General features: G+C 71.1%; 13 protein-coding genes and 1 pseudogene. 9 read left to right on the forward strand and 5 right to left on the reverse strand.

Annotated features, from left to right (window positions below):
• From ABZS54_RS28150 to ABZS54_RS28160, 3 genes and pseudogenes are all read left to right on the forward strand, one after another.
• Positions 1–338: pseudogene (locus tag ABZS54_RS28150) on the forward strand (hypothetical protein); the annotation flags it as partial.
• Position 339: 1 nt separating this feature from the next.
• Positions 340–1071 carry a response regulator transcription factor gene (locus ABZS54_RS28155; RefSeq protein WP_355541909.1) on the forward strand — a complete coding sequence of 244 codons (732 nt, stop codon included), beginning with the start codon at positions 340–342 and terminating at the stop codon, positions 1069–1071.
• Positions 1072–1081: 10 nt separating this feature from the next.
• Complete coding sequence (locus ABZS54_RS28160) at positions 1082–2548, forward strand: ATP-binding protein (RefSeq protein WP_355541912.1); 1467 nt, start codon at positions 1082–1084, stop codon at positions 2546–2548.
• 120 nt (positions 2549–2668) lie between these two features.
• Here the strand turns inward: ABZS54_RS28160 and ABZS54_RS28165 are convergent, their stop codons facing one another.
• Positions 2669–3079, reverse strand: a complete 411-nt coding sequence (locus ABZS54_RS28165; RefSeq protein ID WP_355541915.1) for a VOC family protein — start codon at positions 3077–3079, stop codon at positions 2669–2671.
• 177 nt (positions 3080–3256) lie between these two features.
• Between ABZS54_RS28165 and ABZS54_RS28170 the strand changes: the two genes are divergently transcribed.
• Positions 3257–3922 (forward strand): histidine kinase, encoded by a 666-nt coding sequence (locus ABZS54_RS28170; protein ID WP_355541918.1) that lies wholly within the window; start codon positions 3257–3259, stop codon positions 3920–3922.
• A gap of 238 nt (positions 3923–4160) precedes the next feature.
• Positions 4161–4736 (forward strand): TerD family protein, encoded by a 576-nt coding sequence (locus tag ABZS54_RS28175; RefSeq protein WP_020548622.1) that lies wholly within the window; start codon positions 4161–4163, stop codon positions 4734–4736.
• A 356-nt stretch (positions 4737–5092) separates the two neighbouring features.
• Here ABZS54_RS28175 and ABZS54_RS28180 read toward each other — a convergent pair whose 3' ends face one another.
• Complete coding sequence (locus ABZS54_RS28180; RefSeq protein WP_355541921.1) at positions 5093–5923, reverse strand: TetR/AcrR family transcriptional regulator; 831 nt, start codon at positions 5921–5923, stop codon at positions 5093–5095.
• Positions 5924–5993: 70 nt separating this feature from the next.
• Between ABZS54_RS28180 and ABZS54_RS28185 the strand changes: the two genes are divergently transcribed.
• The gene (locus ABZS54_RS28185; protein WP_355541924.1) at positions 5994–6443 is read left to right on the forward strand and encodes a PaaI family thioesterase; all 450 of its coding nucleotides are present in this window, start codon (positions 5994–5996) and stop codon (positions 6441–6443) included.
• Between the two features lie 184 nt (positions 6444–6627).
• On the opposite strand, the gene ABZS54_RS28190 is transcribed toward ABZS54_RS28185, so the two are convergent.
• Positions 6628–7548: a LysR family transcriptional regulator gene (locus ABZS54_RS28190; protein WP_355541926.1), complete on the reverse strand. Its 921-nt coding sequence runs from the start codon at positions 7546–7548 to the stop codon at positions 6628–6630.
• An 88-nt stretch (positions 7549–7636) separates the two neighbouring features.
• Here ABZS54_RS28190 and ABZS54_RS28195 point away from each other — a divergent pair, with 88 nt between their 5' ends.
• Genes ABZS54_RS28195 through ABZS54_RS28205 form a run of 3 tightly spaced genes read left to right on the forward strand, consistent with a single transcriptional unit; the run spans position 7637 to position 11084 of the window.
• Positions 7637–8350, forward strand: a complete 714-nt coding sequence (locus ABZS54_RS28195) for a succinate dehydrogenase cytochrome b subunit (RefSeq protein ID WP_355541928.1) — start codon at positions 7637–7639, stop codon at positions 8348–8350.
• A gap of 5 nt (positions 8351–8355) precedes the next feature.
• Complete coding sequence (locus ABZS54_RS28200; protein ID WP_355541930.1) at positions 8356–10341, forward strand: fumarate reductase/succinate dehydrogenase flavoprotein subunit; 1986 nt, start codon at positions 8356–8358, stop codon at positions 10339–10341.
• Entirely contained in the window at positions 10338–11084 is a 747-nt protein-coding gene (locus tag ABZS54_RS28205) for a succinate dehydrogenase/fumarate reductase iron-sulfur subunit (RefSeq protein WP_355541932.1), read from the forward strand. The genes ABZS54_RS28200 and ABZS54_RS28205 overlap by 4 nt, the downstream gene beginning before the upstream one ends.
• 511 nt (positions 11085–11595) lie before the next feature.
• Here the strand turns inward: ABZS54_RS28205 and ABZS54_RS28210 are convergent.
• Positions 11596–12372, reverse strand: coding sequence for an FCD domain-containing protein (locus ABZS54_RS28210; RefSeq protein WP_355541934.1), 777 nt, complete (start codon positions 12370–12372; stop codon positions 11596–11598).
• Positions 12369–13304: an aldo/keto reductase gene (locus ABZS54_RS28215; RefSeq protein ID WP_355541937.1), complete on the reverse strand. Its 936-nt coding sequence runs from the start codon at positions 13302–13304 to the stop codon at positions 12369–12371. The genes ABZS54_RS28210 and ABZS54_RS28215 overlap by 4 nt, the downstream gene beginning before the upstream one ends.
• Positions 13305–13412: the final 108 nt, after the last annotated feature.

Consider the following 13412-nt stretch of genomic DNA (forward strand, 5'->3'; position numbering starts at 1 on the left):
GCCAACCGGGCACCGGCCGCACCGGCGGCGGCACGGCCGGCACCGGCGCCGGCGCGGACCTCACCACCGGCACCGTGAAAGTTGTGGACAACTCTTTCATCTACGTCTCAGATTCGGCCGGCAACATCATCAAGGTGAAAACCGATGCCGGTACCAGGATCCAGGTCGTCCGCGACGGCAAGACCGTCGACCTCAAGCCCGGCGACGCCGTCGTGGTGCGCGGCGCCACCGGCGCCGACGGCTCCGTGACCGCCACCTCGGTCACCGAGGGCACCGGCGCGGCCGGACGTCCCGGGGCCGGCGGCGGCGCGGGCAACGGCACGGGCGGAGCGGGCTGACGTGGCTTCGCCCGTCGAGGTCGGCGCCCGGGCCCGCCTACTGGTCGTCGACGACGAGCCCAACATCCGCGAACTCCTGTCCGCCAGCCTGCGCTTCGCCGGATTCGAGGTCGACTCGGCGGCGGACGGCGCGGACGCGCTGGCGGCGGTGGCACGCTGTCGGCCGAGCCTGGTTGTGCTCGATGTGATGCTCCCGGACATGGACGGCTTCGAGGTGGTCCGCCGGCTGCGCGCCGACGGGACCCACCTGCCGGTGTTGTTCCTGACCGCCAAGGACACCACCAAGGACAAAATCACCGGATTGACCCTGGGCGGGGACGACTACGTCACCAAGCCGTTCAGCCTGGAGGAGTTGATCGCCCGCATCCACGCGGTGCTGCGCCGGGTGGACGGCGGCGCGGGCGTGCCGACACCCTCGAACCGGATTGTGGTCGCCGACCTCGAACTCGACCCGGACGGCCACGAGGTATTGCGCGGCGGCCGGCCCGTGCCGCTCTCACCCACGGAGTTCAAGCTGCTGCGCTACCTGATGCTCAACACCGGCCGGGTGGTGTCCAAGACCCAGATCCTGGACCACGTCTGGCAGTACGACTTCGGCGGCGACCTGAGCATCGTCGAGTCCTACATCAGCTATCTGCGACGCAAGGTCGAACTGGACGTCGGCGGTTGCAAGTTGATCCACACCGTGCGCGGCGTCGGCTACGTGCTGCGCCGCCCGCAACCGACGGTCTGACGGCGCGCCGATGCGCCTCCCGCACCCGAGCCGGTCCTCGCTGCGCGTCCGGGTCCTGATCATCGCGATGGCCCTGGTCGCCGTCGCGCTGTTGGTCAGCCAGACGGTCGTGGTGGGTTCACTGCGCGGCTACCTCACCGATCAGGTGGACCGGCAACTGGGCCAGGCCGCGCACGGGATGGCATTCCGCCTGCCGGAGGGCCCCGGCGAGCAGCGCGGCGGCCCGTCGGGCAACCGCGGCCGGGCGCCCGGAATCCTGCCGAGCCGAATCGTGGCCGAGTACCTGTATCCGGACGGCGATACCCGCCAGCGAATCCGCTCGCCGGGCACCGAGGAGGAACTGGGGCCGCGGTTGCCGAGGCTGGACATCGCGGCGGTCCTGGCCCTGAACCGACGCCCGTTCGAGACCGACTCGGTGACCGGCGGCGCGCGCTGGCGGGTGCTCGCGGTGCCGATGGCGGGCGGCGAGGGCAGCGTGGTGCTGGCCCAGCCGATGAACGACGTACGGGCCACGGTGGACCGGATGCGCACGGTGTGCCTGGTGATCGGCCTGACCTGCCTGGCCGTACTGGCGGCGGCCGGCTGGTTCGCGCTGCGCGGCGGCCTGCGCCCGCTGCGCCGGATCGAGGAGACGGCGGCGGCGATCGCGGCCGGGGACCTCTCGCATCGGGTCCCGGTACCCGCGCCCGGAACCGAGATCGGCCGGCTGTCCACGTCGATCAACGGCATGCTCGCGCAGATCGAGACCGCGTTCGCGGCCCGGGCCGAGTCGGAGACCCGGATGCGCCGATTCGTCGCCGACGCCGGCCACGAACTGCGCACCCCGCTGGCCAGCGTGCGCGGCTTCGCCGAGTTGTACCGGATGGGCGCGCTGACGGATCCGGCCGAGGTGGCCCGCACCATGCGCCGGATCGAGGACGAGGCGATCCGGATGGGCGGCCTGGTCGAGGACCTGCTGCAACTGGCCCGCCTGGACGAGCAGCGCCCCCTTGGCAACGAGCCGGTGGACCTGCGCATCCTGGCCGCCGACGCGGTGCACGACATCAAGACGCTGGCCCCGGACCGCTCGGTGACCCTCACCGGGTTGGACGGCGGCGCAGCCCATCCGGTGACCGTCTTCGGCGACGAGTCGCGGCTGCGTCAGGTGGTGGCCAACCTGGTCTCCAACGCGCTGACCCACACCCCGACCGGAACCGCGATCCGCATCGCGGTGGGCCGAACCCCCGCCCCGGACCCGTGCGCGGTCCTGGAGGTCACCGACGCCGGCCCCGGCCTGGCCCCTGCCGACGCCCAACGCGTCTTCGAACGCTTCTACCGCGTCGACTCCTCCCGCAGCCGCGCCGCGGGCGGCGGCTCGGGCCTGGGCCTGGCCATCGTCGCCGCCCTGGTCAACGCCCACGGCGGCCGAGTGGAGGTACGCACGTCCCCCGGCGCGGGCGCGGCCTTCCGCGTGCTGCTGCCGGCGCTTGTGGGGTGACCCTCGGGCTCCGGGCGGCCGGGCCTCCCGCGGGGCCGGTCCGAACACGCCGGCGGGCCGACTCGGAGGCCGGCCCGCAACGGGAGAGCAGGGGCTGTCGCGATGCAGGGGGTGTCGCGATCAGGCCTGCGCGGGCATCGCCGACATGTCCATGTACACGACCTCCCACAGGTGCCCGTCCGGGTCCTGGAAGCTGCGGCCGTACATGAACCCCTCATCCATCGTGTCGTTCGACTTGCCCGCCCCGGCCGCGAACGCCTTCTCGACCAACGCGTCGACACCCTCGCGGCTCTCCGCGCTCAGACACACGATCGCCTCGGTGGTCCGCGTCGCGTCGGCGACCTCCTTCTTGGTGAAGGTCTTGAAGAAGGGCTCGGCGAGCACCATCAGGTGGATCGTGTCACTGATCGCAAACGAGCTCGCCTTCTCGTCACTGAACTGCGCGTTCTGCTCGAACCCGAGCGCAGCGTAGAACGCGGTCGCCTTCGCGAGGTCCTTCACCGGCAGGTTCACAAAGATCATCGTGGCCATGATGCGCCCCATCTCGTACGTCTCGATGTCGTCGAAGGGTTGGACGGCTTCCCACCGAAAAACTCATCGGCCCCGCCCAAACTTTCCCGGTCCTCACCGCCCATCCACTCAAGAGCCACGAACACCCGGCAGCAACCGCACACCCCCAGCGCGGCGCTGGTGTACGGGCTGGTCCGGATGGCCGACCTCGCACGGGCGTTGTGCGTGGCCCGGATCGAGTTGGCCGCCGCGCACGTGACCCGCGAGCGGCTGCGGTTCGGGCACGACCTGCACGATCTGCTCGGGTTCAGCCTGTCCGCGCTGGTGCTCAAGAGTCAACTGGCGCTGCGCCTGGCCGAGCGCGACCCGGAGTCTGCGGCGACCCAACTCGCCGAGGGCCTGGCGATGGCCCGACAGGCGCCGGCCGACGTGGGCACGGTCGCGGGCGGGTATCGCGGGATGTCGTTGGCGGTGGAGGCGCGCGCCGCCCGGGACGTGCCGGCCGGGGCCGGGATGGTGGTGGAGATCGCCGTCGACGTGGGCGAGTTGCCCACCGGCACCGACACCGTGCCGGCGACCGTGTTGCGCGAGGATGCCACCAACGTGTTGCGGCACAGCGCCGCGAGCCGGTGCGCGATCACCGCGACGGTCGAGCCGGACGGTACGGTCGTCCTGGTCCTGACCAACGACGGCGTCCGCGCAGGCGTCGGTCACGCGCCGATCGGGGCGGGCCTGGGGCTGCGTTCGCTCGACGGGCGGCTGGCGACACTGGGCGGGACGCTCACCGCCGGCGTCGTCGGCGAGGCGTTCCGGCTGTCCGCGCGGGTGCCCGGCCGGGGGCGGACAGCGCCCGCGGGTGCGTGAATCCGCGCGGATGTGGCCGAAACGACGGACCTGTACCGAGAGTTCGGCTGCCCGTTGTCGTCCGTCGATGGTGGGATGGGGTATCACTGCATTGGCGATCGCACGTCACACGACATGCGCACGTCGCGCCGGCGCACGCCGGACTTCTACAGTCCTGTAGATTTACCCATCGGGCGGCCGTCGCGTGATCACCCGATCCGCCTGTACCCCGATATGCACGAGGGAAGGAAGCACTGCCATGGGAGTCAGTCTCGCCAAGGGCGGCAACGTATCCCTGTCCAAGGCCGCGCCCGGCCTCACCGCGGTCGCGGTGGGTCTCGGATGGGATGCGCGCAGCACGACCGGTGCGGACTTCGACCTCGACGCGAGCGCACTGCTGCTCGGCAACGACGGTCGGGTGCTGTCCGATCTGCACTTCGTCTTCTACAACAACCTGACCAGCCCCGACGGCTCGGTCCAGCACACCGGTGACAACCTCACCGGTGAGGGCGAGGGTGACGACGAGACCGTCAACGTCGACCTCGCGTCCGTGCCGGCCGACGTCCAGCGGGTCGTCTTCCCGGTGTCCATCCACGACGCGGTGGCCCGGGACCAGTCCTTCGGCCAGGTGCGCAACGCGTACATCCGGGTCGTCAACCGCGCGGACAACAACGAGCTCGCGCGCTACGACCTCACCGAGGACGCGTCCACCGAGACCGCGATGGTCTTCGGTGAGCTGTACCGCAACGGCAACGAGTGGAAGTTCCGCGCGGTCGGCCAGGGTTACGCCTCGGGTCTCGCCGGCATCGCGAAGGACTTCGGCGTCAACGTCTGAGCCGATTCCCGGGATTGCACCCGGGTGTACGACCCGCACGCGCCGTGCAGCAGGGCCGCATCGTCTTCGATGCGGCCCTGACGTCGAATCCGGGGGAACGATTCGACCCGGGCGGCGGTTGATCCTGAACCAGGGCACGAAACAGCACGGCGGCGGTGCCACCACCGCCCCGTACCGAACAAGGAGTGGCGTCATGGCCGGTCTCGACAAGCTGATCAAGAAGGCGACCGACTACGCCAAGAAGAACCCGGACAAGGTCAAGTCCATCGTGGACAAGGTGAAGAAGCAGGCGGACAAGCGCAAGGGTCACTGACCCCGACGCCCACCGGGCGCGTGGCCGCCTCCCCCGCCTGCCGCTACGGGAGCGGCCCGCCGCCCGAGGGCTCGGCGCCCTCGGGTGTGCCGTTCGGGGGTTCGGTGCCCGGCGTTTCGCCGTCCGGGGGTTCGGTGTCTTTCGGGTCGAGCGTCGCGGCCGGGTTCGCGCCCTCCGCTCCGTGCAGCGCCTGCGCCAGCGCGTCGAAGCCCGCCGCGAACGCGCTCGTGCTCGGCGCAGGCCCGGGACCGCGCAGCCGTCCGGCGAGCGCCGAGCCCAACCCGGCCATCCGGGTCACCTCGTCCGCCATCGTCTCCACGTCGTCCGGCCACGGATAGTCCGGCTGCGCGAGGTACAGCGCGACCAGGCCGTGCAGCGCCGCGAGCATCTGCAGGGTCAACCGGGTCGGGTCGCCGACCAGGACACCCGCGTCCAGACACGGCTGGATCGCCTCGCCGACGTAGGCCAGGCACGCGTTCGCCGCGGTCCACCCGGTCTGCGTGTCGGACTGCGGCCGCATCATCAACAGGCGGTACTGCACCGGGTGTTCGAGCCCGAAGCGAACGAACGCGGCACCGCGCCGGCGCATCGACTGATACGGGTCCTCGACGCCGGCCCCCACCTCGCGCATCCGCCGCCCGAGGTCCTCCCACACCGCGAGGCAGACCGCCTCGACCAGGTCCTGCTTGCTCGCGAAGTGCAGGTATACCGACGGAGTCGTCACACCCACCCGCGCGGCCACCGCGCGGAGCGTCAGCGCGGACTCGTCGCCCGCCTCCTCCAGCAGCGCGGTCGCCGCGCGCAGGATCTCGTCACGCAGCAGCGCCCCGTCGCCGGGACGGGCGCGAGTGCGGGATCGGCTTGTGGGAGGCACGAGCCCAGTTTGACAGCCATCGAGTTGACGTTGTCAACTTGACGACGTCAACTCAGATGAGGGGTTCGGGATGAGCACTACGTCGTCGACTGCGGGACCGACCGGTCTGGAGCAACTCCAGGCATTGCGGGAACACGGCATGCCCACGGGAATCGGCCCGTTCATCGGCATGGAGCCGGAAGAGGTCGAGGACGGTCGAATCGTGTTCAGCGCATCCGCGCGCCCCGAGTTCGCCAACCCGATCGGCACCATGCACGGCGGCATCGCGGCCACCCTGCTCGACTCCGCGATGGCCTGCGCGGTGCACACCACACTGCCGCCCGCCACCGGCTACACGTCGCTGGACATCTCGGTGCGCTACCTGCGCCCGGGCCCGCTGGACGGCAGCAAGCTGCGCGCCGAGGGCCGGGTGATCCACCGGGGTCGCACCATCCGCACCGCCGAGGCCGAACTCACCGACCACCAAGGTCGGTTGCTCGCCACCGCGACCACGACCTGCCTGATCATGCCGCTGGGCTGAGACCCGCTACGCCATCGGCGGCGAGGTATCGGATCGGTCGCCCGCCGCCGGGGCTCCGGACGGGCGCGGCATGAACTTGTGGACGGGGTGGTCGGCGAGCCCCGACGCGGTCTCCATCCGGGCGAATCGGCAGGCGATTTCGTAGTCGAACGGGCTGCTGTCCCATCCGCCCGCCGGCCGTGGATCACGCATCGGCGCCGCCGATCCGCTCGACTCCCGCCGGAAGCCGCGCCGGGACCAGGAAGGCGCGCAGTTCGTCCCGGAAGGCGCGCGCCGCGTGGGTGAGCGCGGCGTCGCTGCGGTGCGCGAGGGCGATGGTGCGGGACAGGCCCGGCGGGGTGAGCGGCGTCGCGGTCAGGCCCGGCCGCCCGGCCAGCACCATGCTCGGCACGATAGCCGGCCCCAGGCCCACCTCGACGAACCGCAGCACCGCGTCCATCTCGCCTCCCTCGATCGCGAACTCCGGCTCGAAACCCGCATCGTGACACGCCGTCAAAGTCGCCTCGCGAAGGTCGTAGCCGTCCCGGAACATCACCAGCCGCACCCCGCGCAGCGCCTCGATGGGCACCGTGGCACCGGCCACCGGCGGCGTTCCCGCGAGCACCAGATCCTCGCGCAGCAGCGGCTCGGTGGTCAGCGCCGCGCCCACCCCCTGCGGCGGCACCACGATCAGCGCCAGATCCAGGTCACCGCGCAGCAGCGAGCGCACCAGGTCGCGCGAGCCGTTCTCGTCGACCAAGAGCCGGATGCCCGCGTAGCGCTCCTGGAAGCTGCGCAACACCTCGGCCAGCAGGCTCGCCGACAACGACGGCGTGGCGCCGATCCGTACCCGGCCCGAGCGCAGCCCGACCAGTTCGGCCACCTCCAAGTACGCCACGTCCACGTCCGCCAGGATCCGCCGCGCGATCGGCAACAGCCGCTCCCCTGCCGGGGTCAACGCGATGTTTCCGCGTACGCGCGTGAACAACTCGGCACCCAGCTCGTGCTCCAGGGCCCGAATCTGCTTGGACAACGACGGCTGGGCGACGTGCGTGCGCGCCGCCGCGCGGGTGAAGTGCCGGGTCTCGGCGACCGCGACAAAGTAGACGAGCTGCTGAAACTGCATGCGTCAAGCCTTGCATAGCCATCGGCTATCGGAACCAGGCATTTCCGGTCTTGGACGGCATGACCTTGGTCCGCCTACCGTCGAACGCATGGCGACCCTGACCCGCGCTCCCGCATCCGCCGGGCGGCGCAGGCAGGGAGCGTCGCACCGCTCGACCGTCGTGATGAAAATCGCGATGGCGCTCAGCGGTGCCGTGCTCCTTGCCTATCTGACCGCCCACATGCTGGGCAATCTGAAGATCTTCTTCGGCGAGTCGAGCTTCGATCACTACGCCCACTGGCTGCGCACCATCGGTGAACCGCTGGTCCCGCACGAGGGCACGCTGTGGATCATTCGCGCGGCACTGACGGTGAGTGTGGTCGTGCACATGGCGATGGCGATTCTGCTCACCCGGCGCGCCCACCGGGCCCGGCCGGTCAAGTACGTGCACCGCCCGCCGGTGCGGGGCTCGTACGCGGCTCGCACGATGCGCTGGGGCGGCGTGATCATCGCCCTGTTCGTGGTCTACCACCTGCTCGACCTCACCGTCGGGGTGGCCAACCCGGTCGGCGCCTCCGGGAAGCCGTACACGAACGTCACCGCCGACTTCGAGCACTGGTACATCACCACGATCTACACGGTCGCGGTCGTCGCGGTCGGCTTCCACCTGCGGCACGGCGTGTGGAGCATGACGCGCACCCTCGGTCGGCAACGACCGGGGACCGAACGGCTGATCGCCCGGATCGCGACCGGCTACGCCGTACTGATGACGGTCGGATTCCTGTCCGTGCCGTTCGCCGTGACCGTGGGAATCGTGGGGTGAACGTGATGGATCCGCACACCGAGTACGCCGAGAACGCCGAGTCAGCCGGACGCACCGAGTACGCGCGCTACACCGTCGGCGCGGAGATCGCCGACCACGCCGCCCCCGCCGGCAACCTGGCCGAGCGCTGGGAGCAACGCCGACTGGCCGCGCGGCTGGTCAACCCGGCGAACCGGCGCCGCCTCCCGGTGATCGTGGTCGGCACCGGCCTGGCCGGCGCTTCCGCCGCCGCGACGCTGGCCGAACTCGGCCACCCGGTCACCTCGTTCTGCTACCAGGACTCGCCGCGCCGGGCGCACAGCATCGCCGCGCAGGGCGGCATCAACGCCGCCAAGAACTACCGCGGCGACGGCGACAGTGTGGCCCGACTGTTCAAGGACACCATCAAGGGCGGCGACTTCCGCGCCCGCGAGTCCAATGTGCACCGACTGGCCGAGGTCAGCACCCGGATCATCGACCAGTGCGTCGCGCAGGGCGTGCCGTTCGCGCGTGACTACGGCGGCCTGCTGGACACTCGCTCGTTCGGTGGCGCCCAGGTCTCCCGGACCTTCTACGCGCGTGGCCAGACCGGCCAACAACTGCTGCTCGGCGCCTACCAGGCGATGGCGCGCCAGGTCGCGGCCGGCAACGTCACGGTGCACGCGCGCACCGAGATGCTCGATCTGGTGGTGGTGGAGGGGCGGGCCCGCGGCGTGGTGGTGCGCGACCTGGTCACCGGCGAGGTATCCACCCACCTGGCCGAGGCGGTCGTACTGGCCACCGGCGGCTACGGCAACGCCTACTTCCTGTCCACGAACGCGATGGGCTGCAACGCGAGCGCGGTGTGGCGCGCGCATCGGCGCGGCGCGCTGTTCGCCAATCCGTGTTTCACCCAGATCCACCCGACCTGCATCCCGGTCTCCGGAGAGCATCAGTCCAAACTCACCCTGATGAGCGAGTCGTTGCGCAACGACGGCCGGGTGTGGGTGCCCACCGCCGGCGGCGACGGCCGCGCGCCGGGCGACATCCCGGCGGCGGAGCGGGACTACTTCCTGGAGCGCATGTACCCGGCCTTCGGCAACCTCGTCCCGCGCGACATCGCCTCGCGCGCGGCCAAGCGGGTCTGCGACGAGGGGCGCGGCGTGGGACCGGGCGGGCTGGGCGTCTACCTCGACTTCGCGGACGCCATCGAGCGGCTGGGTGCACCGGCCGTCGAGGAGAAGTACGGCAACCTCTTCTCGATGTACGAGCGGATCACCGGTGAGGACCCGTACACCGTGCCGATGCGGATCTACCCGGCGGTGCACTACACGATGGGCGGGTTGTGGGTCGACTACGACCTCCAGTCCACCATCCCGGGCCTGTTCGTGATCGGCGAGGCGAACTTCTCCGACCACGGCGCGAACCGGCTGGGCGCCTCGGCGCTCATGCAGGGTCTGGCCGACGGCTACTTCGTGCTGCCGACCACGCTCACCCACTACCTCGCGGCGGGGCCGTTCGCACCGGTGGACGCGGACGATCCGGAGCTGGTGGCCACCGAGGCGGGCGTCCAGGATCGGGTCAAGCGGCTGCTCGCGATCGACGGAGACCTGTCCGCGGACCACTTCCACCGCGAGCTGGGTCTGCTGATGTGGGAGAAGTGCGGCATGGAGCGCGACGCGGCCGGGCTGCGCGAAGCGCTGGCCCGGATCCCGGAGCTGCGCGCGCAGTTCTGGTCGCGGCTGCGGGTGCCGGGCACCGGAGCGGGGTTGAATCAGGCGCTGGAGAAGGCCGGCCGGGTCGCCGACTTCCTCGAACTCGCCGAGCTGATGTGCCTGGACGCACTGCACCGCGAGGAGTCCTGCGGCGGCCACTTCCGCGCCGAGCACCAGAGCCCCGGCGGCGAGGCGGCCCGAGACGACGAGGCATTCGCCTACGTCGCCGCGTGGGAGTACACGGACGGCCCGCCGATCCTGCACCGCGAGCAACTCACCTTCGACAACGTCACTCCGGCCACAAGGAATTACGCGTGAAACTCACCCTGCGCATCTGGCGGCAGAAGGGTCCCGCGGACCGGGGCGGCATGGTCGCCTACGACGTGCCGGACGCGTCGGCGGACATGTCGTTCCTGGAACTGCTGGACGTGCTCAACGAGCGGCTCACCGAGAGCGGCGACGAGCCGGTGGCCTTCGACCACGACTGCCGCGAGGGCATCTGCGGTGCGTGCAGCCTGGTCATCGACGGGGTGCCGCACGGGCCGCAGAAGGCCACCACGACCTGCCAGTTGCACCTGCGGCACTTTCGCGACGGACAGACCATCGATGTCGAGCCGTGGCGTGCGGCGGCCTTCCCGGTGGTCAAGGACCTGGTGGTGGACCGCTCGGGCCTGGACCGGATCATCGAGGCGGGCGGGTACGTGACCGCGCCCACCGGCTCGGCCCCCGAGGCGCACGCGACGCCGATTCCCAAGGCCGACGCGGACGCCGCGTTCGAGGCCGCGACCTGTATCGGCTGCGGCGCGTGCGTGGCGGCGTGCCCGAACGGCTCGGCGATGTTGTTCACCGCGGCGAAGTCCACCCACCTGGGGCTGTTGCCGCAGGGCAGGGTGGAGCAGGACACGCGCGTCGAGGCAATGATCCACGCCCACGACGAGGCGGACTTCGGCGGCTGCACGAACACCGGAGAATGCACCGCGGTGTGCCCCAAGGGCATCCCGCTGGGCGTCATCGGCCGCCTCAACGGCGACGTCCTGGGCGCGCTCTGGCGTGGCCGCTAGGTTGCGGTGCTCGTCGCCGCATGGCGCTGCACCGAACCGGCCTTCGGCCGATTGGCCTCATGCGCCGGCCGGGCTACTCGGCCTCAAACGCCGGCCGGGCTGATTTGGCTGCGGTCGGGCTCGGCCCACCCGACCACACCCACGAACCTCAGCCCCCCGGGCCGAACCAGCCCCGCCGGCACTTGAGGCGAACCCAGCCCGGCCGGCGCATGAGCCCACCCAGCCCCGCCGGCGTTTGAGGCGAACCCAGCCCCGCCGGCGCATGAGCCCACCCAGCCCCGCCGGCGCTTGAGGCCAACCAGCCCCGCCGGCGCATGAGGCCAACCAGCCCCGCCGGCGCTTGAGGCCAACCAGCCCCGCCGGCGCTTGAGGCCACCCAGCCCCGCCGGCGCTTGAGGCGAACCCAGCCCCGCCGGCACTTGAGGCGAACCCAGCCCGGCCGGCGCTTGAGGCCACCCAGCCCGGCCGGCGCTTGAGGCGAACCCAGCCCGGCCGGCGCTTGAGGCCGACTTCAGGTCGATGTGATGGGCGCTCCGCCGCGGCCCCGCAAGGGGTAGTCCTGTGCCGCCTCAAGGTGTCGTACCGACTCGCGGTAGACCTCGCTCTCGTCGCCGGCCTCGATCAGCGCGATCAACCGCTCGTGATCACGCAATCCCGCGCGTCGAACCCGCTCCCCCGTATCGGCCAGCGCCTCCTGGGCCCACTCCCGCTCCTGCTGCGCCCACAACACCTCGACCGCACCGAGCAGGATCTTCATCGTCTCGTTGCCGCACAACAACACGAGCGCCTCGTGGAAGTCTCGCCCGGCCCGGATGTAGGCCGGCCCGTCCTCGACCGCGCGTTCCATCCGCGCGTGCACCTCGCGCAACCACGGCAGCACCTCGGTGGCCCGGTCCGGACGCGCCGCGCACAGCGCCGCGCAGACCGGCTCCAGGCGGCGCAGCGCCTGCGCCAGGTCGTCCAGGCGGACCTGGCGCGCGTGCATCACCATGCCGAACATGTGGGCCGCGTCCGCGGGTTGCGGGACGTGTACCACCGCACCGCCGGTGTTGCCGCGTTTGACGGTGATCAGGCCCTCGGTCTCCAGGATTCGAAACGCCTGCCGCAGCGTGGTGCGCCCGACGCCGAACTCGGCGATCAGGTCGTCCTGCTTGGGCAGCATGTCCCCGTCGCGCAGCGGCCCGTCCAGGATCCGGCGACGCAGCCGGCGGGCGAGCTCGTCCGCGATGCCGGCGTTGCGCAGGGATCGCTCGGTGCCGGCGCGGACCGGCTGCGCCTCCGGGTTCACGCCGGTACCGCCGCGGCGAGTTCGGCGACCTCGGCGACCTGGGTCGCGGTCAGTTCCACGACCGCGGCGGCGTTGGCCGACGCCTGCTCGGGGCGGGTCGCGCCGACCAGGACGGAGGCCACCTCGGGTTGCGCGGACAGCCAGGAGAGTGCGAGTCGGAGCAGGGTCAGATCCTGGCTCTCGGCGTAGGCGGTGAGTCGTTCGACGATGGCGAAGTTCTCGTCGGTGGCGACATTTCGGGCGAAGGACGGGATGGTCGCGAACCGGCTGTCCCGGGGAAACTCCTCGCCGCGCCGATATTTGCCGCTGAGCAGGCCGGACGCGAGAGGGAAGTACGGGATGACGCCGACGCCGAAGTGTCGGGCGGCGGGCACCATGTCCCGCTCGACGGTGCGGTCCAGCAGGCTCCACTCGATCTGCGCGGCGACGAAGCGGGTCGAGCCCGCGAGGTGTGCGGCGTCGGCGAGTTGCCACGCGGCCAGGTTGGAGGTGCCCGCGTAGCGCACCTTGCCCGCCCGGACCAGGTCGTCGAGCGCGCCGAGGGTCTCCTCGATCGGGGTCTCGGGGTCGGCGTAGTGCTGGTAGTAGAGGTCGATGTGGTCGGTGCCCAGGCGCCGGAGGCTGCCTTCGCAGCTGCGCACGATGTGCCGGCGCGAGGAGCCGCGGCCGTACGGCCCCTCGGTCACCTTCGCGCCGAACTTGGTCGCCACGACCACGTCCTCGCGGCGGTTGCCCAGCGCCTTGCCCAGCAGCACCTCGGATTGTCCGCCGCCGTACATGTCGGCGGTGTCGAACAGGGTCACTCCCGCGTCGAGCGCGGCGCCGACCACCTTGTCGGCACCGTCCTGGTCGATCCGCATGCCGAAGTTGTTGCAGCCGAGGCCGATCGCGGAGACCTTCAGACCCGATTTGCCCACAGTGGTGTAGCGCACGCTCAGCTCCCGTCGTCTTGTTCGTCCATCATAGCCATGATAGCTATGACACATCGTCAGCTGACGCTCCGTCAGCCTCGCTGCGATCGCGACATCACCACGAGGGTA

The organism is Embleya sp. NPDC005575 (assembly GCF_040605455.1).
Taxonomy (GTDB): Bacteria; Actinomycetota; Actinomycetes; order Streptomycetales; family Streptomycetaceae; genus Embleya.

Bases quoted from the DNA above. Each gene is read 5' to 3' on its own strand.
- ABZS54_RS28185 (WP_355541924.1), top strand. From the start codon at position 5,994: ATGAGCACTACGTCGTCGACTGCGGGACCGACCGGTCTGGAGCAACTC.
- ABZS54_RS28200 (WP_355541930.1), top strand. From the start codon at position 8,356: ATGGATCCGCACACCGAGTACGCCGAGAACGCCGAGTCAGCCGGACGC.
- ABZS54_RS28195 (WP_355541928.1), top strand. From the start codon at position 7,637: ATGGCGACCCTGACCCGCGCTCCCGCATCCGCCGGGCGGCGCAGGCAG.
- ABZS54_RS28165 (WP_355541915.1), bottom strand. From the start codon at position 3,079: ATGGCCACGATGATCTTTGTGAACCTGCCGGTGAAGGACCTCGCGAAG.
- ABZS54_RS28190 (WP_355541926.1), bottom strand. From the start codon at position 7,548: ATGCAGTTTCAGCAGCTCGTCTACTTTGTCGCGGTCGCCGAGACCCGG.
- ABZS54_RS28160 (WP_355541912.1), top strand. From the start codon at position 1,082: ATGCGCCTCCCGCACCCGAGCCGGTCCTCGCTGCGCGTCCGGGTCCTG.
- ABZS54_RS28170 (WP_355541918.1), top strand. From the start codon at position 3,257: ATGGCCGACCTCGCACGGGCGTTGTGCGTGGCCCGGATCGAGTTGGCC.
- ABZS54_RS28175 (WP_020548622.1), top strand. From the start codon at position 4,161: ATGGGAGTCAGTCTCGCCAAGGGCGGCAACGTATCCCTGTCCAAGGCC.